Raw genomic sequence first — 19,637 nt, forward strand, 5'->3', positions numbered from 1 at the left:
ATGGAAGGTCCACTCGCTCTCGTTGTCGGCATATTAATCGCCACCGGTGTCTATCTGATGCTGGCCAGGAATTTACTGCACTACCTGTTTGGGCTGATATTAATCAGTAATGCTGCCAACTTGGCTATTTTTGTTGCAGGGAGAGTCACTCGTGCCGCGCCACCATTGATTCCGCAGGGTATGGAGGTTGCCCCGGGACCAATCGCCAACCCCCTGCCCCAGGCATTGATCCTCACCGCGATTGTGATTGGCTTTGGTTTGCTGGCATTTGCCCTGGCCTTGATCGCCCAGGCCTATAAGGTTCTCGGTACCCTGGATGTGGATACCATGCGTATCGCCGAGCCGATACCTCCCAAGGGAGAAAAATCTCCTTGAGTTGGTTACTGGCCCTGCCTTTTTTGATACCGATTCTCACCGCCCTCGCCACTTTCCCGGCACGCGGCAGAAAACTTCTTTGTGGCTTTATTTCAGTTGGCGGTTGTGCCCTGTTACTGGCCGCGACCATCGCCATATTGGTTCTGGTGGAAACCGGCGGTACCCGTGCCGCGCAAATGGGCGATTGGGCTGCGCCGTTTGGTATCACTCTAGTGGCCGATCGATTAAGTGCCATTATGCTTCTGATCACTGGCATCGTTGGCTTCTGTGTTTCCCTGTTTTCCTTATCCGATATCAGGAAATACCGAGTTAAACTGGGTTTTCACAGTTTCTTTCAGCTTTTACTGGCCGGGGTTTGTGGGAGTTTTATTACAGGGGATTTATTCAATCTCTATGTCTGGTTTGAGGTGATGTTAATCGCCTCCTTCGCACTACTGGTGATTGGCGGCGACCGTATCCAATTGGATGGTGGCATTAAATATGTCGCATTAAATCTGGTATCCACATTGCTGATGTTGACCTCTATTGGAATGACTTATGGGTTGACCGGCACATTAAATATGGCCCAGCTGCATATCTCTCTAGCCGCTGTGGATAACCCCTCGGCAGTTTCTGCCCTGGCGGTTTTATTTATTTGCGCATTTGGTATTAAGGCCGCAATTTTTCCGTTATTTTTTTGGTTACCCGCTTCTTATCACGCCCCGCCCGTAACGGTAACCGCGGTCTTTGCCGGCCTGCTGACGAAGGTAGGAGTTTATGCTCTGATACGCACCTTCACCCTGATTTTTCCCAGTGAACTGCAATTCCCCCATACCATTTTGCTGGGTACGGCATTACTGACCATGCTTACCGGGGTATTAGGTGCGGCGGCCCACTATGAATTTCGCAAGATTCTCGCCTTTCATATCATTAGCCAAATCGGCTTTCTGGTGCTGGGCCTTGCACTTAATTCCCCTCTGGCCCTGGCCGGGGCAGTCTTTTATATGATTCACAACATCGTTGCCAAGACTAACTTATTTCTTATTAGTGGTACTGCCAAGCGGCTTACCGGTAGTTTCGAATTAAGTGAAATCGGTGGTCTTTACCGGGCGAGCCCACTGCTTTCTTTCTTTTTCTTTATCGCCGCCTTCAGCCTGGCAGGATTTCCACCACTATCGGGCTTCTGGGCCAAATTGTTGTTAGTCAAGGCGAGTCTGGACCAGGCCGCTTATTTCGTAGTTGCTGTGGCCCTGATCACCGGCATCCTTACGTTGTTCTCTATGAGCAAAATCTGGGCAGAGGCGTTTTTAAAGGACCATCCGAAGGATTATTGCCAGCGCCTGACAGATATCCCCCGGTATGAACGCTATGAGCGCCTGCTACCTGTAGCGTTTTTGGCTTTGATCACCCTGGTACTCGGTTTAATACCTGGCCCCTTGATCGATTACTCCCTGGCGGCCGCCAGGGAGCTATTAAAGCCGGGGGAATATATTGAGGCGGTACTGGGGCTGAAAATTCAATATGTCGGAAACCGCTGATCATGCGCGTATTTTTACTTAACCTAATCTTAGCCATCAGCTGGTCAGCCTTAACCGGCAATGCAACGCTGGTAAATTTCTGTTTTGGTTTTTTCCTTGGTTACCTCGCATTGCGGGTTTCCCCCAAAATTCCTGAGGGCACCAAATACTTTCAGCGCCTGCCACGTTTAATCCGCCTAGCCAGTTTTTTTCTACAGGAGTTGGTGGTCTCAAGCTTGCGCGCTGCCTATGAGGTCCTTTCACCAAAACTACAGAGCCGCCCGCTAGTGGTGCGAATTCCCTTAGAAGTTACTGATCAGACGCAGATTTTTATACTGGCCAATCTGATATCACTCACACCGGGGACCGTAGTGCTGGAAATTACCCAGGATAACTCTGAACTGTTGGTACACACCATGTTCGTGGATGATCCAGATATTTTCCGCGAGGAAATCCACCAAGGTTTTGAAAAGCGGGTGCGGGAGGCTTTTTCCTGATGCACAGTACTATCGTTGATATCAACGCGCCATTAATTGTGGCTGCCATTAATATCTCATCACTCATTTTACTGCTGGCATTGGCCATGTGTTTTATGCGCATCTTTCTCGGGCCGACCCTGGCGGATCGAGTTGTGGCCCTCGACGTACTCAATATTCTTGCAGTGGCCTACTGCGCATTATTAGCCATTGCCTCTGGAGAGCCGGCCTATCTGAGTGCGGCTATTGCCCTGGCACTGGTGGCTTTTCTGGTGAGTGTGGCTTTCGCCCGCTTTATTGAAAAAAGTGGAAAAAAAACTGTTTTACATGAGGGAGGCGGCAGTGGTTTTCGATGAGATTTTTATCGCCACCCTATTGCTGGTGGGCAGCCTGTTCGGTTTTAGTGCGGCCTTGGGCCTATTGCGGATGCCGGATTTCTACACTCGCATGAGCACGTCAGGCAAGGCCGCCACTCTTTGCTGCGGGCTTTTACTGGGAGGTGTGGCCGCAATGTTCCACGATACCCAGGTAACCGCACGCGCAGTGGCGGCGCTGCTATTTTTGCTCTTCACCGTGCCCATCGGGGTGCATATGATTGCGCGGGCTGCCTATCGGGTAGGCACCCCTATGTGGCGTGGCAGGACCGCCAGCCCCCGCTTCAAAAACCCGAAGAGGGACTTAAAGTAGATCCTGCCCAGGTGAGTCAGTTACTGCTGATAGAGATCGGCAATCATAGCCTCACAGCGCTGAGAAAGCTCTTCTGAACTGTCATCCACCAGGATCACATGGCCCATCTTACGCCCGGGACGGAGCGTCTTGCCGTAGAGCCAAACACCCTCATTCTTGCCTGTTGGCGCTCGATCCACACCAAGCATATTGACCATGGCAGCGGGCCGTGGGCACTCGGTGTCACCCAGTGGCATATCCAATATCGCACGCAGGTGATTGGCAAATTGGCTGGTGTCCGCACCCACTAAAGTCCAGTGACCGCTGTTGTGGACCCGCGGGGCAATTTCATTCACCAGCAAGCCTTCACTGGTGACAAAGCACTCCACTGAGAGTACGCCCACATAGTCCCAGTCATCCATCAGCTTTTGCAGATAGGCACGGGCACTGGCTAATAATTGTTCATCCTGATAGGGCGCCTTGGAGAGTAACAGCGTTCCTTGGCGGTGTAGGTTCTCAGTCAGAGGGTAGGTCTTTACTTCCCCGGAAACAGAGCGGGCACCGATCAGGGAAACCTCACAGGAAAAATCTACCGAGGCTTCTACCACACAGGGCAGATCTTGAGCCTCCTTGATAGCTTCCTGCAGCTCTGCCGCATCTTTCACCCGCCACTGGTTCTTACCGTCATAGCCATTTTCACAGCTCTTGATAAATGCCGGATAACCGAGCTTATCCAAGGCATTCAGTAATTCACCGCGCCCCCTTGCCGGCATAAAAGGCGCAACCGGAAGACCACTCTCAGTGAGAGCCCGCTTCTCCCTCAAGCGATGTTGGGCTTTCTCAAAAACATGGGGATCTGGGTAAACTGGACAAAAGCGCTGCAGCTCTCTTAGCAGTGCTACATCCACCTGTTCACGCTCGGCGGTAATCACCTCAGGGCAGCCGAGTGCCTGAAATAAATCCTCACCACTGCCCGCCTCGTCCAACCTGATGACGGTGCCGAGCCCTTCGACACAACCCGCGTCCTCGCCCTTCTCCGCCAGGAAACTAAATGTAATACCGAGGGGCTTACCCTCTTGTGCCATCATCTGTGCCAGCTGCCCACAGCCGACAATAGCGATATGTCTGGTTACTTCACTCACTAACTTCACTCCACCGTTAGCGGAACCTGGTCAGTTTGACGCTCGCGCCAGGCGATCAATCGCTCCTGCAATTCAGTATCGCCCAGGGAGAGCATCTGTGCCGCTATCAGGCCCGCGTTATAAGCCCCAGAGGCACCTACTGCCTGGGTAGCCACGGCAATACCTTTCGGCATCTGTACGATGGAAAGAAGGCTGTCCATTCCGGTCATAAAACGGCTTTCAACAGGCACGGCAATCACTGGCAGCGGGCTCATAGCGGCAATCATTCCCGGCAGGTGGGCAGAGCCACCAGCTCCGGCGATGATCACCTGGGTGCCGTTTTTGTGGGCTTCACTGGCGAATTCCACCAGGCGCTGGGGGGTTCTGTGGGCGGACACAACCGCAGTGGCAAAAGGAACCTCCAGCTCGTTCAGGGGTTTGGTGGCATTGGCCATGGTGGGCCAATCCGATCGCGACCCCATAACGATGGTGACTTTTTCAAAGGGCAGTGATTTCACTTGCGGCTAACTCCAATGTTGAACAAACGCCAGGTAGACGGGAATCGCCACCAGGACATTGAAAGGGAACGTAATCGCCAGGGACAGTGTGATGGACACGCTGGCATTGGCCTGCGGCAGAGCCACAGACATAGCTGCAGGCACCGCGATATAGGAGGCGCTGCTACCGAGTACCGCCAACAGGAAAATTCCTCCCGCCGACAACCCCAGTAATGCTCCCAGGGCACCCCCGGCTGCACCGCCTAGCAGGGGCATAAATATACCAAAACTCAGCAAGAACGCACCCTGCCCGCGCACATCTGCCAGTCGCGCCGCCGCGACTCTCCCCATCTCCAGCAGAAAAAGAGCCAGCACACCGTGAAATAACTGACCAAAAAAAGGCATGACTGCTGCAGTACGCTCACCCGCCCAGGCGCCGATGGCGATCCCGCCAAGCAGGAGAAGAACCCCCTGATTGCAAGTCAACTCATGGGCCAGGCGCCCCTTATTGCTGTTCTGCATCGACTTCCGCGCCAGTAGAATTCCCACCACAATAGCCGGAACTTCCAGTAGAGCCACGAATAAGGGGAAATAGGCTTCGTAATCGATGCCCTTCGTCTCCAACAGGGCTACCGCCACAGCATAGGTGGCGACACTGACCGACCCGTAGTGGGCAGCAGTAGCCGCTGCATCCAGCCGACTCCATTTGCCTATCCAATAGAGAAGTGGGAAGGCCAACAAAGGGAGTAGTGTGCCAAAGGCCAAAACCGCAAGAGATTGAGGAATCAGGGTCGAAGCGGAATAGGCACTGAGCGCCGCCCCACCCTTGAGGCCTATAGCCAACAGTAGAAAGATCACACAGCTTTGGTAGAGACCTGTGGGCAGGCGCAAGTCACTACGTACCAGCTGCGCCAGGGCCCCAAGGATAAAGAAACCAACTACAACATCCAGCTGCATGATCAGTGCTTCCCGCGCTTAGAGCTTTCGCGGCGTTCAGAGAGCGGGAGGCGAATTTTCTTGGGAACCCGCTTCATTAGCCCGTACCCCACATTGGCAAGCAGTACCACCAGCCCGACCAGTATTAGTGCAGCGGCATCGATACCAACCAGCGCCAATACCCATCCAATGGACATGACTAACAGACCTACCAAGGTACCAAAGTAAAGTTGTGACTTGTGCATACAGGGTCCCCCTCCCATTCCCATAGATTGAAGTGGGTGCATTATCACTAGGTAGATTGATAGATAAAAATAGATAATTATTATGTTATATATCACCTTTTATCTATGATTGAGAAAAGTCATGCTAGCCAGCAGAGCCCACTCCCGCATCGGCACCGTCAGGCAGTTGGAGATTTTACTTACGGTATATGAACAACGCAGCATCAGTGGCGCCGCCAAAACCCTGCACCTGACCCAGCCCAGCGTATCCATGCAGCTGGCCAAGCTGTCTAGTGCCGTGGGCTTACCCCTCTACTACGCCGTGGGTAAGCAGTTGCAATTCACCGAGGCCGGACAGACCCTGGTAGACAGTGCTCGAGAAATCCTCAAAAGCTATGAGTATCTGGAGCTAAAGCTAGCCAGACTGCGCGGTCTAGAGACGGGGCGCTTACAACTGGCAGTTGTCACTACCGCCAAGTACTTTATTCCCCATTTGATTGGCGAGTTTTACGAACAGCATCCCAAGCTGGATATTCTCTTTCGCGTGGGTAACCGTCAGCAGATCATCGACTACACCGGTGAGGATGAGGATGATTTTTATGTGTTCAGCCACCCTCCCAAGAACCCCGATCTGGAATTGGTGGAATTCCTGCCCAATCGGCTGTTGGCTATAGCGCCGGAGAAGCACCCGCTAGCAGGCAGAAAAAAGATTCCCCTAAAGGAGTTTGCCAGCGGCCCCTTCCTGCGGCGCGAGGAGGGATCCGGCACCCGCCACGCTATAGAGCGTTTTCTGCAGGAGAGACATATCGATCTCAATATCCGCATGACCATCGAAAGCAATGAAGCCATAAAGCACGCCGTAATGTCAGGGCTTGGGGTATCTATTCTCTCCGAGCACACTCTCGCATTTGGCGGACATTCAGGGCTCGCCATTTTAGAAGTAGAGTCTCTGCCGATTATTACGCACTGGTATCTAGCCAGGCGTAAATCCAGACCATTATCTCCAGCAGCCGCAGAATTCCTTGAGTATGCCCGCAATCTGGAGACAGTACCGGAAGAGAGCGGTATTGCCTGGCCTTTGCCTCCGAATCAATAGCCTTGGATAAAAAAACACACCAAAACTTATATTGGTCCGGCTACCACTTGCTCAAATTGCACATTCAAATTGCACATTCAATTTACACACCCAAATAAAATGTCAGGCGACGGTAGCCTAGATCCCCCTGAGAAAAATCCCGACTGAATACTCGTCAAATTTTCGGCGTACCTGCCGAATCCTGCTACTTTTTGGATACCTATTGATGAGTCCAAAAATCATCCATAGGGCTATAGCCAAAAGGGACTGTAGGTAACAATCAAAGACACCATCCGTCATCGATTTTCACAGAAGGGTATAATGATGAAAATCCAGGGAATAGTTTTCAGATTTTTAATATTTCTTTTTGCGACCAGTGCAATTAACGCCAAAGCCCAGGAGGATTGGCGCAACATCGACTGGGGCGAATTTATGGTGCGCTTCGGTCTCAGCTATATTACGCCCAATGATGCTGGAACCTCCCTAAAATACCGGGTTCTACAACATTGGGATTTATACAATTCAACCTGGGAAATAGACACTGCCCAAACCTGGCAAATCTCCGGAGTATGGCGCCCTTCGGATCGCTGGGGAATCGAGTTGATGCATATTAACGGTGCTTCATACGATGTAGTCCTAGATAACTTTACCGGCAACCCAGGCAACAGCCAGATTAAATTGGGTGATTTTAAGACAACAAGCACTCTCGCCTTTGCAAACTGGTATTTTCTTGACCCATCTTATATTGCCCGCCCCTATCTCGGTGCGGGAATTAATTATACGGATTACCATACGGTATCTATAAGCCGCCAATTTGATGAGTATCTGATGGACTCTGATATGTCAGTGGCTCCCGGTTCATTCAATATGGGGCACTCCTGGGACTGGGCCCTTCAGGGTGGCGTCGACTTCAATTTTGACTTCCGCCAATTTCGTTATCCTTTATTAATTAATCTGGCGGCTCTTTACTACCTGTCAGATACCGATACCACGATAAATTTCCCTACAGAGCTGGGGTCAGACCGCCTATATGCGCACTTCGATTACGATCCCTGGATTATCAATATTGGGATTGGTACTAAGTTTTGAAACACAGGATTTCGTATATGAAACTATGCGCCGGAGTCACTGTGAAAAAAATAAATTCAAAAACCCGATATACAGACATCTTTAATAACCAACTGCTGATAACAATGGCTGCATTGGGAATCATCGCGCTTTCTCCAGTCAAGGCAACGGCACAGTGTACACCAGACAATCTGGGCTCCGACGGGCCGGATCAAATTATCTGCGACGAAGAGAATGACGCAGAAGAGGCCGATGTCGATGGATTAGGTGGTAATGACACTTTGGAGTTAAACGGTGGCACTATCAATAGCGCATTTGGCGGGAGTGGTGACGATGCCATTTATATTAAGGGAGCAGTAATCAACGACTCTGTATATGGAGGGGATGGTAACGATCTTATTGTGTTGGATGAGCGCAGTAGTGATGTAGGCGATTACATTAATGGAGGCGGTATTCATGGGGGGGCCGGTGATGATGACATCCAAGTTCTAGACGGCCTCACATTTCATGTTTGGGGTGGCGCGGGTAATGATCAAATCACCCTGGATGGCGGTTTTATTTTCAACTATTTAGATGCCGGTGAAGGAGATGATTATATCCACTGGGATGAAGGCATCAGTAATGAAATACGCGGTGGTCCCGGCTCAGATAAACTAGTCATCGACTCTTATTCCTTTGAAGGAGATGTAGTATTAGATGGCGGCGATGATCTCAGCGCAGAAGACGGAGACATCGATACACTGATATTCAAACTCGATTATCGAGTGGATGGTAACCAGCTTATTAACTGGGAACGAGTCGTTATTTGGGGTAGTTCAAAAATTATTTTTTCTGGGAATTTGAATGTGGGTGGTGGCCTGGATACTGACAACAACCCACTGGGCTTACACATTAAATGGGGTGGCCAGGCATTTATTGATACCGAGGAATATAGAATTACTGGCAACGTGGCTAATGATGGCACTATCGACTTAGTCAATAAGAAATTTAACACTTTAATCATTCAAAAAGATAGTGACAATAATTACGGTCACTATATTGGCGATAACGGACGCTTGTGGATGGATGTGGTACTTAGTGATAGCACTGCTAACAGTGATCAACTAAAGATCCGGGGAGATACCAGTGGCACTACTCACGTAACGGTTTACAACCTCAATGGTACTGGCGCACGCACTCAGGATAACGGTATCAAACTGATATCTATTGAGGGGGACTCCACTGACAATGCCTTTATTTTAAGTGGTGACTATATAACCAAAGATGAGCAACCCGCGACAATTGGTGGAGCATACGCCTATACACTACACCAGAATGATTTATCGGGAAACAATGATGGAGAATGGTATCTGCGCTCTACGATAAGTAATTCAAGCCATTTCCCCGAAGGCGGTATGGCTCGCTGGCAACCCGCTGCAGTAATGTATGAAACCCTTCCACAAATACTGCGATCCTTGAATATTCCCACCACATTGCGTAGTCGTGTGGGTAACCGCTACTGGGTTGGTAGTAGTTATCTCGACGTCAATAGCACCGATTATACTAGCTCACTGGAAACAGGCATTGATCGAAAGGGAATATGGATACGCAGTGGCGCACGCTATATAAGCACGACACCCAGTGAGTCCACCACTTGGGCGAGCTGGGATCAAACATACTATCAGCTCCAAATTGGTGCTGATCTCCCCATCGACTTGTTGGTTCTCGGTACTACTCCTATTGCCAGTTTGGCACTGCATTATGGCAACTCGAAAAATTCCGTAGAGTCTTTTTTTGGGGACGGTTCCATTAATGCCAAAACATACGGCGTCAGTAGCTACCTAACATGGTATGGCTACCAGGGTCTCTATGTTGATGCTCAATTCAAGCTAAGTTGGTTCGACTTTGACTTTGACGCAAAAGATTTACGCACACTCCGCAACAGCAGTGAAGGCTACGGTTACGGTCTGTCTCTGGAGGGGGGGTGGAGCTTCAAACTCTATGATTACTATTCGATTACCCCCCAAGCACAACTGATTTACACGTCTGAGGAGGCTGAAAACTTTGAAGATACCTATGATGTTAAAGTAGGCGATATTAATAACAATGGCCTTTTATTGCGCCTAGGGGCCACTTTTGAAAAGCGCAAAAGTCAACGTAAATCCAGCAGAAAAATGTACGGCTCCCTACCTCTGGAGCGCTTTGGATACTATGTCACTCCAGGGCTGATCTTGAATCTTGACCAGGAAACCGACCTGGTTGTTTCTGGAACAAGACTTTATCAGAAACCAGATACCTGGTATGCGGATTTACGTATGGGGGCCAGTTATGAAGAGTGTGGTGACCACTGTTCTATCTACACCGAAGTCTTTTTCAGCAGCGGCCTGAAGAACATTGGGGATAGCTTTGTTGGAGGACTGGAGCTTGGGTTTCGATATAAATGGTAGTTAGTCTAAGTCTATCCCCCATGCCTCAAACCCCATACCTCAACACTTGAACATTCCAATTTCACTAAAATAAAAAATCGCTAAACCTTTTGAAAAAAGGGCCCAAAATGAAGACTGACAATATATTTAGATAATCATAAATCACAAGTATTCTAAAACTTTATATTCAGAAAATACTCTTCTGATTTTATAATCGTTACCATACTTACCCTTTAGATTTTCACTTTGTAAGCGTTGAACTTTAGCTCCTTCTATTGTCAGAAATCTATCCCTCCAAGGGCGAAAGTCCGGTACTCGCGCAGCTCTTGTGCCCTGTCTAATACTCATCGCTTTAAGCCAAATATCATCTGCCTTAGGACACAACTTTAAAAACTTCTCACTATCAAAGGCATCCTTATGCAAAGCATTAGGATGATAAAGGACTCCACCAACACCTGTGGGAAATACCCGATGGCAAGGTTCGATATTAGATTCCCCACTCCATTTATCCCTCTCAGTACGCCATTTTTCGTAGGGAAGGATATTGCCTTTCTTATCCACTTCAATACGATGAGCACGATGACAGTAAATATTGGAAGGATCGCGTAGGTAGGCCTGATAAAGCATATCAATCATATCCGGTGGATATAATACATCATCATCCACAGTGATAATTAAACTGTTAGGAAACTGATTAAAAGTATAAAAGTACTTATTGTATGGGCCAAAATCCTCCTTAACAAAGAAAACCTCCAACCCTCGCCCTTGTTGCTTTTGTAGCATTTCTGGGAGCTTCCGATCTGGAAAATCCATCAACGATAACCATAATACGACTGCATCTGCCTTTAGTGATTGCTGGAACAGACTCTCTATACACAAATAGACATCGTGAATACGCTTATCAAAGGAAGTTAAGGAGACAACAATTTTATCTTTCTTTGTGTTGCCAACCCCTTGATCATTTCCCATCATGGCCTGTTGACTGAGCAAGTGAGAGCGTACCAGAGCCTCTAACTTCATGTTATTACCAAGATCATGGCGTTTTAGTTGTTTTTTTAAGAAATAATTAAGCATGACCTGACACTCCCGCCAATTTATTTATCTGCCTACAGCTAATTCAGGTGCTCCTATCACGCCCTGATCAAAAAATCAGCAATAGAAATTTTATTAGTTTGTCTGTTATATTCACTTTGCTCTGTAACAAGTGCCTTATTTATAACAGAAAATCTAAATTGCGAGAATATGAGAGATAGTTCTCATGAAGGAGGGAGAAAACGTTTCCCACCTTCAGCCTAAAAAATTCCATTAGCATTTAGTCACGGAAACTAGAATCAAGGCGATCCAACTTCCTCAACAATCCTGGCCAAACCAAAAGCCCTCCCTGATTACCGGTAACCATATCTCCCTCGCTAACGATCTTATCCACAATATTTTGAGGAACCGGGGTGAGGGGTGGATTGCCAGTAAGCGCTGCAACCTGAATTTCACAGGCGCGTTGCAATATAAACATTGCCAGAAAGGTATCAGCAACGGTGGAAGCACAGGTCAGTAACCCATGATTGCGAAGGATCATATAGTTGGCTGAGCCCAGGTCAGCCACCAAGCGTTCTTTTTCATCCTCACGCACAGCAATCCCCTCATAATCGTGATAAGCAATACTCGACAGGGGAAATAATGATTGCTGAGAAATTGGCAGCAGGCCTTCAGCATGGGCAGAAACCGCTACGCCTGCAGTAGTATGGGTGTGCATAACACAGTGGGCATCTTCCCGCGCCTCATGGATAGCACTGTGGATAGTAAATCCTGCAGGATTCACCATCGCCGTACTTTCATCCACCTTTTCTCCCTGCAAATCGATTTTAACCAAGCTTGAAGCTGTAATTTCATCAAAAAACATGCCAAAAGGGTTAATTAGAAAGTGGGATTCCGGTCCGGGAATACGCACAGAGAGATGGGTAAAGATGGTATCGTCCCAACCATAGTGGGCTATCAAACGGTAAGCCGCCGCTAAATCGACACGCAATTGCCACTCTTCATCGCTGACGCGCCCCTTCAGTGAAGGCATAGTTTCCAGGTACATGTTGCACTCCTTGATGTTATTGGAATCCAAATTCTGAATCAGCCCCGCTAAAAACACTGTCAAATTGTTTACACTTGACGAATGAATAATAAAATCAGCTTTATTGATAAATGCCCATTGCTAGCCGGCCTACCCGGTGAGGCTCGGGAATTACTAGCCCAGAAGGCACATTGCCAGCACTTCTCCCAGGGCGACACTATCTATCCCTCAGGTTCCCGCCTGGAACGCCTTTCTATTATTGCCAAGGGGCAGGTGCGAATCTGCTCCAGTAATTTTTCTGGGCGCGAGGCAACCCTTGCGATTTTAGGTAATGGAGCCTGGTTTGGTGATACCGTTTTTTGCCCAGGAACTCCGCGGGTATTTGGAGCCCGCGCCCATAGTGATTGTGTAATTGTCGATATACCCGGTGAATTGCTGAGGGAAAAAATGAAACAATACCCCGAAGCCTATCCAATAGCACTGGAACAAATCAGCAGAAGGCTTTGGACAGTGATGTCCATTATCCAGGACGATGTACTACGCGGTACTGAGGCTCGAATTGCTCGGCGCCTATTCTTTATGGCACAGATGCATAGTGGTGGACATAAAAATAGTCATAGCAGTTTTCGTCTCACCAAAGAGCTGCTCGCCAACACCATGGGAATGACCCGGCAAGGGGTACACCGGGTACTAAAAAATATTGAGTCTCAGGGGCTGATAGAATGCTCCTACGGTCGTATCAGCGTGCCAGATCTCTCACGCCTGGGTGCCTATATTGAGAAGTTAGATTAAAGCAATTGGACTGAAAGGGTTTCAACCAGCTCAGCCAACTTCCGCAGCACCCTCCTCTCCAGCTTCCCGCGCTTTCTTGCGGCCGTAGTACGCGAGTAACATCCCAGATGGAAACATCAGCACTCCATATACTGCAGAGGGTATCGACATTTCACTGGAATGCATTAAAGTGAGGGTCACCATAAGGCCAATGGTGCCGTTCTTAATACCCAACTCAGTAGCTACCGCTAATCCATCTCGCCGGGAAAGCCCGCAGAAGTGGCTGATGATTAACCCAGCCAACACCCCCAATAAATTCAGCAGAATTGTAGAGGGGCCAGCCAACAGCATAAGCTCCCCTATTCGGTCTCTCATTCCCCACACCAACCCTACTACCAGAATAAGCAGTACCAGTGCACCGAAAATACTCACAATGCCCTCGGCACGGCTCGCTAAGTGAGGGTTCCAGGCCCGTACTATCATACCGATTACCACAGGCAACAGGACAATGACCGATAACATAGCCACTGTCCTGGCAAAGGGTAGGACAATTTCCTGCTCTGCACCAAAGTACTGGCGCAAGGCAAAGTTAGTGAAAAAAGGTAGGGTTAAAATTGTAATTAAGCTTGCGGAAACTGTTAGCACGATGGAGAGCGCCACATTGCCGCGAGCAAGCAGTGTAAACAGGTTCGAAGTTGTCCCACCTGGACAGGCTGCAATAATCACTAGGCCCACAGCGATCGGAGCGGGCAAACTAAGCGCCCAACACAGAACAAAAGCCACAAGTGGCATGAGTATGATCTGGGCAAGTGTACCGACCACCAGCCCACCAGGTTTTACTGTCACCTGGTGGAAATCCCTGGCAGTCAGGGTCATTCCAATACCCACCATAATGATAAACAGCGCTATCGGCAGACCGATCGAGATCATAGGCCCTGATTCCACACTCGCCTCCTCTTTTTATTATTGTCTGGCTATAGGCCCCTAGTTCCAACACAGATTACGCTTTGGCGGACACCAGTAATCCACAGCATAAGAGAAAAAAGGGGTTGCTTGTTTTTATTATTTACAGCGTTTCTCGAAGATGAACCCTAGCACAACCAACAGACAGATGCCGCCTCTGGTAAAATCTGAAAGCCTTTTGTGAAGCTGATTGGGTTTTTATGAACGATAGATTTCCCTCCCCGATAGTCAATAACTGGTCCAACCTGCTCTGGTCACTGGGCAGTAACGATATCGCCAGTACTGCCAGTGATTCAAAAAACACTGTCAAACTGCCATGGCTGCCTATGGTACGTCACAGTCAACTGCACAGTTATTTTTCCCGCGAAGAAGTCAAACAACAGCTTGTCAATCAGCTTGAAATACACCTAATAGATAGCGACCAACATAAACCTACCAACCGCCTCGGCGTTTACTTTGAACGCCTCTGGTCATTTGCTTTTCAGTACCACCCCGATTACCAATTGCTACATCAGAACCTGCCTTTACGTATCGAGGGTAGAACCCTCGGTGAATTGGATTTTGTGGTCCACCATTTACCCACTAACCGCTGTGAGCACTGGGAAATTGCAGTTAAGTTCTACCTCGCACTACCCCGCCGCTACTGGGTTGGCCCAGGTCTCAAGGACCGCTTGGATATCAAGATAAAACGCATGGCGGAACATCAATTACCTCTTATTCAGCAGCAGGCGGTGCAACCTCTTTTAAACGCATTGGGGCTTCACATTGAGCAACAGTGGACACTGATGCCCGGCCGCCTCTTCAGCCCCCTGCCAATTCATAGCAATCCGTTTTTCTATAAGAAGCCGACCCACCTGCAAGACAAAAACTGGTGGGCAGATCTAGAAACCTTCAAGGGTCTTTTTCAAGGAAGTGACACAGCAGATCTACGCTGGCTCCACCTCCCGAAGAAAGCATGGCTAGCACCGATTGAATCGGATGAAGCTCGCGGTAACTCTTTTAAGCAACTCACTGCAGGGTTGGAGAATTCAACCATGAATAAGCCCCTATGCTTTGCGCTAGTGGGGGAGAGGGGTGAAATTAGCCGCGGCTTTATTGTCCCCAGTAACTGGCTGCAACGGGCGCTGGAAACCCTTCCTACTTAGACTTCCTAAGAAAGTATGCAACCTCTATCAACAACATCCCCCATTCACTTCCTCCCTCTGGCCAATGACTGCTCTTCGAGCAACTATCCCAAAAGCCCGCTATACAAAACTTTCTCAATTATTGATTGACTTAGGTCAATTTGCCTTTACAATTTTCAGAAATTTCTGAAAGTTAAGAATCTGATGAAACTTTCTAGTCAAGCCCAAGCCTTTGTCTTGCACTTTGGAGAAATGGGTAGCCGGTGGGGCTTCAACCGCACGGTAGGCCAGATGTTTGCCCTGCTGACTATCCACCCCTCCCCGCTCAACGCCGAACAATTAGCCCAGGCACTGAAGATCAGCCGAGGCAATGTGAGTATGGGCCTCAAGGAACTGCAGGCCTGGCGCCTTATTGAGCTGCAGCACCAACCCGGTGACCGCAAAGACTATTTCACCGCAGCTGGTTCGATTTGGGAGCTTGCCCGCACCGTATTTGAGGAGCGACGCAAGCGCGAACTGGACCCTACTCTAAGCTTGTTGCGCCAACTTCTCCTCAATGAGCCCCAGGATGAACAAGAGGTTCAAGCACAGGAAAAAATTCAGGAGGTTTACAGCCTGCTGGAGTTGCTGGATGAGTTTGCCAACACCCTGAGCAAGCTGGATCACGATGATTTACTCCGGCTAATGAAACTGGGCTCTGGCATCGTCAAGCTGCTGGAGTTGAAAAGCAAAATGACAGGGGGGAAAACTTCCGAATAAGCACCTGCCTGAATTGCCCCTTAGGCAGCAAAAATCGATGGTATAGGGATATACCGCCGCCGACCCCGCGTCGGCAGTCGCTCAAAAAATACCGCGGGTCCATACTCCTGCAATGGTGTTTGACGGGCACCGCCGGGCCGCTTAGGAAGCGTCGCCCGATTATCTGGTTAATAAATTAGTCCGACCAGCAGAGGCTCCCATGCTAGATACTCTGATCCTCTCCCGAATACAGTTTGCCGCCAATATTAGTTTTCATATTCTCTTTCCCACCATCACTATCGCCCTCGCCTGGATTATCGTTTTTTTCAAGCTTCGCTATGACCAAACAGATAACCCCGTTTGGATGCGTGCCTATCGCTTTTGGGTAAAGATCTTCGCCCTAACCTTTGCTCTCGGGGTCGTAAGTGGCATCACCATGTCTTTCCAGTTTGGCACCAACTGGCCAGGCTACATGGCGCGAGTTGGCAATATCGCCGGGCCTCTCCTGGGCTATGAGGTACTGACCGCCTTTTTCCTGGAGGCCACTTTTTTGGGCATTATGTTGTTCGGGATTAAGCGCGTCCCCAGTAAAGTGCACACCTTCTCGGCCTTTGTAGTCGCTGTTGGCACCACCCTCTCCGCCTTTTGGATCATTGCCTTAAATTCCTGGATGCAGACCCCATCCGGCTTTGAACTGCGCGATGGTGTCGCCTACCCCGAGAGCTGGCTGGCTATTATTTTTAACGCCTCTTTCCCTTACCGGCTCACCCACATGCTGCTGGCCTCGGGGCTCACGGCGGCCTTCTTTGTGGCGGGCATCTCCGCTTACCGAATTCTCAAAGGCGACCCCAAGCGAGCGCCGCGTCTGGCACTTAAAACCGGACTTATCCTGGCGGCTGTTTTTATTCCCATTCAGATTTTTGTCGGCGACCTGCATGGTCTCAATACCTTTAAATACCAGCCACAAAAAGTGGCGGCTATGGAAGGGGTATGGGAAACAGAAAGGGGCGCACCACTGCTGCTGTTTGCAATCCCTGATGGCGAAGCAAAAACCAATCACTACGAAATTGCCATACCTAAAATGGCCAGCCTTATCCTGACCCATGACTTAAACGGGGAGGTTAAGGGAATTGAAGAATTTCCCGATGATCACCCGCCGGTGGCTCCAGTGTTTTTCGCCTTTAGAATTATGGTCGGCATGGGACTTTTAATGCTGGCTGTGGCCTGGGGCGGCTGCTACCTCCTATGGCGGCGCAAAGAGCTACCCCGTTGGGCGCTCAAAACCCTTGTCGCTATGACATTCGCCGGATGGGTCGCTACATTGGCGGGCTGGTACGTGACTGAAATTGGTCGACAGCCCTGGTTGGTGACCGGAGTGTTGAGAACGGCGGATGCCGTAACACAGATCCCACCATCCCATGTGGGCTTTTCCCTCACGCTCTATCTTGTTGTCTATGTCGTCCTACTTTATGCCTACATTCACACACTTAAAGTGATGGCACTCAAGTCTGTCAAAGTGGAGGAATTTGAAACCGAGGAACCTCTCGCCGGAGGCAGCCTAACCAACTTGCCAGAATCCACCCAAAAGCAATCTAAGGGGGAATCCCATGAGTGAGGCCGCCACTTCCACAGCCTATTGGCTACCCGTTATCTTTATCGGCCTGATGGGTTTCGCAGTTCTGGTTTATGCCATTTTGGACGGTTACGATCTGGGGGTGGGTATTCTCCTCCCCTTGGCTGAGGAGGATGAAACCCAGCGAGATACCATGATCGCCTCGATCGGTCCCTTCTGGGATGCGAATGAGACCTGGCTGGTGCTCGCTATAGGCCTGCTACTCATCGCCTTTCCAATTGCCCACAACCTCATACTGATGCACCTCTATATCCCAGCGGCCATTATGTTGGTGGGCCTGATTTTACGTGGCGTGGCTTTTGACTTCCGCGCTAAAGCGGCTGTGGGGCACAAACTCGCCTGGGATCGGACTTTCAAGGCTGGATCGATCATCACCACTTTGGCCCAGGGTTATATGCTGGGACAGTATGTGATGGGTTTCCAGGCGGGCTGGCAGGCACAGCTTTTTTCTGGGGTAAGCGCATTAGGGGTGACCGCCGCATATAGCTATATGGGCTCGGCCTGGCTTGTTTTGAAAACTGAGTCTCAATTACAAGAACGTGCTGTGCGCTGGGCGCGCCGGGCTGGAAGAGCGACGCTTCTCGGAGTGGTCTCGGTCTCTGCAATCAATCCACTGGTTAACCCCACCGTTTTTGATCGCTGGTTTAGTTACCCCTTAGTGATGTTTGTACTCCTGATACCCACCCTGTGTTTTCTGGCCTTTATTTTTAATGACCTTCTGCTCGCTAGATTACCCAAAGCCAATGACAGACACAGTGCACTGCCCTTTGTCCTGGTAGTGACCATTTTCCTCATGTGCTTTACCGGCCTGGCCTTTAGCTTCTTCCCCGATATAGTGCCTGGGCAATTGAATATCTGGCAGGCAGCCAGTGCCACTGCTTCTTTGAAGTTTATTCTTGTGGGCGCACTAATTGTTGTGCCGGTCATTCTTATCTATACGGCCTTTTCCTACCGGGTATTTCGCGGCAAAGCTACCGAACTTCACTATCATTAACGCAACTTCTTCGAATTGTGTGGGATAGTAACACTTAATCAAATTCAATCTGCCAGCGCGGAACTATCCCACAATTCGAACAAAATCCCCTTGCTCCCCGAAATTGGTACGATAATAATCATCAATTCCAGAAGACAATTTTTTACAAGGAAGTAAAGCGCACTTCTGGCGCTTGCCAACTGCGCTTGTCTAAGGGGAGGGAAATTTGAACCAAATCGATCGACGGGCTATTAGCCGGCGCGACACTGCAAGTCCGCGCAAACCACAACGCAAAAACGGCCGCGAGAAGTATGAAAAGCTTCTTGATGCGCTGGAAACTCTCATTTCCGAGCAGGATTCCACGGATATCAGCCTCGCTAATCTCAGCCAAGTGGCCGGGGTTCCCGCTGCATCTGTGTACCACTTTTTCCCGAGTGTAGATGCCAGCCTGACCGCCCTGGCGGAGCGCCATTACAAGTCGTTTGGCGACGTGGTACTGGGGCACTCTGACTTCTCACCGGCAGATAGCTGGCAAGATATGCTCTACCATTTGTGCGATTTAGTGCGTAGTTATTACGAGGATAATATCTCTGCGCTCAAGGTGCACTATGGTCCACAATCCAGCTGGGCTTTGCGTCAATTACAGATGGAAAACAACTGGCGTTTGGCAGATACCTTAATTAAGAATCTGTCTCGCGAGTTTGAGCTACCTCCATCGCAAGATTGGCGCGACCGCTTTATGTGCGCCATCAATATCAATGATTCATTCTGCTCCCAGGCCTACTCGCGCTTCGGCAGAATTACCGAGGAGGCAGCCGCTGAGGGTAAGCGGGCAGCCGCTGCTTACTTGAAACTGTATCTCGGGGAGCTTTTGCAGCGCCGTCAGCTGCGCTTTGCTCCATTGGAGGCCTCAGCCTGAGCCTGAAAATTTAAATTTTACTAATTAGAATTTAAATAGCACTTCTGTAACAAAGGCCTGGCAGACTTTTCTGCCAGGCCTTTTTATTTGCGATGCAAATTTTACATTCAACTATTTA

21 protein-coding genes are annotated in these 19,637 nt (G+C 49.5%); 14 read left to right on the top strand and 7 right to left on the bottom strand.

Going from position 1 to position 19,637, the window contains the following annotated elements; translation table 11 throughout:
* From ACJJID_RS14050 to mnhG, 5 genes are read left to right on the top strand one after another with little or no spacing between them, the layout of a single operon-like run.
* Nucleotides 1-375, top strand: a complete 375-nt coding sequence (locus ACJJID_RS14050; RefSeq protein WP_152454847.1) for a Na+/H+ antiporter subunit C — start codon at nucleotides 1-3, stop codon at nucleotides 373-375.
* Nucleotides 372-1,892, top strand: coding sequence for a Na+/H+ antiporter subunit D (locus ACJJID_RS14055; RefSeq protein WP_444920019.1), 1,521 nt, complete (start codon nucleotides 372-374; stop codon nucleotides 1,890-1,892). The genes ACJJID_RS14050 and ACJJID_RS14055 overlap by 4 nt, the downstream gene beginning before the upstream one ends.
* A 2-nt stretch (nucleotides 1,893-1,894) precedes the next feature.
* Nucleotides 1,895-2,368 carry a Na+/H+ antiporter subunit E gene (locus tag ACJJID_RS14060; protein ID WP_444920020.1) on the top strand — a complete coding sequence of 158 codons (474 nt, stop codon included), beginning with the start codon at nucleotides 1,895-1,897 and terminating at the stop codon, nucleotides 2,366-2,368.
* The gene (locus tag ACJJID_RS14065) at nucleotides 2,368-2,703 is read left to right on the top strand and encodes a cation:proton antiporter (protein WP_152454850.1); all 336 of its coding nucleotides are present in this window, start codon (nucleotides 2,368-2,370) and stop codon (nucleotides 2,701-2,703) included. Before ACJJID_RS14060 ends, ACJJID_RS14065 begins: the two co-directional genes overlap by 1 nt.
* The gene (gene mnhG, locus ACJJID_RS14070) at nucleotides 2,690-3,034 is read left to right on the top strand and encodes a monovalent cation/H(+) antiporter subunit G (protein WP_152454851.1); all 345 of its coding nucleotides are present in this window, start codon (nucleotides 2,690-2,692) and stop codon (nucleotides 3,032-3,034) included. Before ACJJID_RS14065 ends, mnhG begins: the two co-directional genes overlap by 14 nt.
* 20 nt (nucleotides 3,035-3,054) lie before the next feature.
* Here the strand turns inward: mnhG and ACJJID_RS14075 are convergent, their stop codons facing one another.
* Genes ACJJID_RS14075 through ACJJID_RS14090 form a run of 4 tightly spaced genes read right to left on the bottom strand, consistent with a single transcriptional unit; the run spans nucleotide 3,055 to nucleotide 5,812 of the window.
* On the bottom strand, nucleotides 3,055-4,155 hold the full coding sequence (locus tag ACJJID_RS14075; RefSeq protein WP_444920021.1) for a 5-(carboxyamino)imidazole ribonucleotide synthase: 1,101 nt from the start codon (nucleotides 4,153-4,155) through the stop codon (nucleotides 3,055-3,057).
* A 5-nt stretch (nucleotides 4,156-4,160) separates the two neighbouring features.
* Complete coding sequence (purE, locus tag ACJJID_RS14080; protein ID WP_444920022.1) at nucleotides 4,161-4,652, bottom strand: 5-(carboxyamino)imidazole ribonucleotide mutase; 492 nt, start codon at nucleotides 4,650-4,652, stop codon at nucleotides 4,161-4,163.
* A gap of 6 nt (nucleotides 4,653-4,658) precedes the next feature.
* Nucleotides 4,659-5,588, bottom strand: coding sequence for a sodium-dependent bicarbonate transport family permease (locus ACJJID_RS14085; protein ID WP_444920023.1), 930 nt, complete (start codon nucleotides 5,586-5,588; stop codon nucleotides 4,659-4,661).
* A 2-nt stretch (nucleotides 5,589-5,590) separates the two neighbouring features.
* A complete protein-coding gene (locus ACJJID_RS14090) occupies nucleotides 5,591-5,812 on the bottom strand; it encodes a hypothetical protein (protein ID WP_444920024.1) in 222 nt (73 codons plus the stop codon).
* Between the two features lie 121 nt (nucleotides 5,813-5,933).
* Between ACJJID_RS14090 and ACJJID_RS14095 the strand changes: the two genes are divergently transcribed.
* The 3 genes from ACJJID_RS14095 (at nucleotide 5,934) to ACJJID_RS14105 (ending at nucleotide 10,360) form a co-directional block, all read left to right on the top strand.
* Nucleotides 5,934-6,887 carry a LysR family transcriptional regulator gene (locus ACJJID_RS14095; protein WP_444920025.1) on the top strand — a complete coding sequence of 318 codons (954 nt, stop codon included), beginning with the start codon at nucleotides 5,934-5,936 and terminating at the stop codon, nucleotides 6,885-6,887.
* Nucleotides 6,888-7,187: 300 nt separating this feature from the next.
* Nucleotides 7,188-7,955 (top strand): OmpW/AlkL family protein, encoded by a 768-nt coding sequence (locus ACJJID_RS14100; protein ID WP_444920026.1) that lies wholly within the window; start codon nucleotides 7,188-7,190, stop codon nucleotides 7,953-7,955.
* Between the two features lie 41 nt (nucleotides 7,956-7,996).
* Complete coding sequence (locus tag ACJJID_RS14105) at nucleotides 7,997-10,360, top strand: autotransporter family protein (protein WP_444920027.1); 2,364 nt, start codon at nucleotides 7,997-7,999, stop codon at nucleotides 10,358-10,360.
* A 141-nt stretch (nucleotides 10,361-10,501) separates the two neighbouring features.
* On the opposite strand, the gene ACJJID_RS14110 is transcribed toward ACJJID_RS14105, so the two are convergent.
* Nucleotides 10,502-11,413 carry a glycosyltransferase gene (locus ACJJID_RS14110; RefSeq protein ID WP_444920028.1) on the bottom strand — a complete coding sequence of 304 codons (912 nt, stop codon included), beginning with the start codon at nucleotides 11,411-11,413 and terminating at the stop codon, nucleotides 10,502-10,504.
* Nucleotides 11,414-11,651: 238 nt separating this feature from the next.
* Nucleotides 11,652-12,419 (bottom strand): class II aldolase/adducin family protein, encoded by a 768-nt coding sequence (locus ACJJID_RS14115; RefSeq protein WP_444920029.1) that lies wholly within the window; start codon nucleotides 12,417-12,419, stop codon nucleotides 11,652-11,654.
* Between the two features lie 81 nt (nucleotides 12,420-12,500).
* Here ACJJID_RS14115 and ACJJID_RS14120 point away from each other — a divergent pair, with 81 nt between their 5' ends.
* The gene (locus tag ACJJID_RS14120) at nucleotides 12,501-13,190 is read left to right on the top strand and encodes a Crp/Fnr family transcriptional regulator (RefSeq protein WP_444920030.1); all 690 of its coding nucleotides are present in this window, start codon (nucleotides 12,501-12,503) and stop codon (nucleotides 13,188-13,190) included.
* 30 nt (nucleotides 13,191-13,220) lie between these two features.
* On the opposite strand, the gene ACJJID_RS14125 is transcribed toward ACJJID_RS14120, so the two are convergent.
* Nucleotides 13,221-14,114, bottom strand: a complete 894-nt coding sequence (locus ACJJID_RS14125; protein ID WP_444920031.1) for a bile acid:sodium symporter family protein — start codon at nucleotides 14,112-14,114, stop codon at nucleotides 13,221-13,223.
* Nucleotides 14,115-14,332: 218 nt separating this feature from the next.
* Here ACJJID_RS14125 and ACJJID_RS14130 point away from each other — a divergent pair, with 218 nt between their 5' ends.
* The 5 genes from ACJJID_RS14130 to ACJJID_RS14150 all read left to right on the top strand — a co-directional run bounded on the left by ACJJID_RS14130 (nucleotide 14,333) and on the right by ACJJID_RS14150 (nucleotide 19,519).
* Entirely contained in the window at nucleotides 14,333-15,277 is a 945-nt protein-coding gene (locus ACJJID_RS14130) for a DUF1853 family protein (protein ID WP_444920032.1), read from the top strand.
* 183 nt (nucleotides 15,278-15,460) lie between these two features.
* The gene (locus tag ACJJID_RS14135) at nucleotides 15,461-16,015 is read left to right on the top strand and encodes a GbsR/MarR family transcriptional regulator (RefSeq protein ID WP_152454863.1); all 555 of its coding nucleotides are present in this window, start codon (nucleotides 15,461-15,463) and stop codon (nucleotides 16,013-16,015) included.
* Nucleotides 16,016-16,214: 199 nt separating this feature from the next.
* Nucleotides 16,215-17,609, top strand: a complete 1,395-nt coding sequence (locus tag ACJJID_RS14140; RefSeq protein WP_444920033.1) for a cytochrome ubiquinol oxidase subunit I — start codon at nucleotides 16,215-16,217, stop codon at nucleotides 17,607-17,609.
* Nucleotides 17,602-18,621: a cytochrome d ubiquinol oxidase subunit II gene (locus ACJJID_RS14145; protein WP_444920034.1), complete on the top strand. Its 1,020-nt coding sequence runs from the start codon at nucleotides 17,602-17,604 to the stop codon at nucleotides 18,619-18,621. Before ACJJID_RS14140 ends, ACJJID_RS14145 begins: the two co-directional genes overlap by 8 nt.
* A gap of 205 nt (nucleotides 18,622-18,826) precedes the next feature.
* Nucleotides 18,827-19,519, top strand: a complete 693-nt coding sequence (locus tag ACJJID_RS14150) for a TetR/AcrR family transcriptional regulator (RefSeq protein ID WP_152454866.1) — start codon at nucleotides 18,827-18,829, stop codon at nucleotides 19,517-19,519.
* The last annotated feature ends 118 nt before the right edge of the window (nucleotides 19,520-19,637 follow it).

It is taken from the genome of Microbulbifer sp. CnH-101-G (assembly GCF_052466775.1).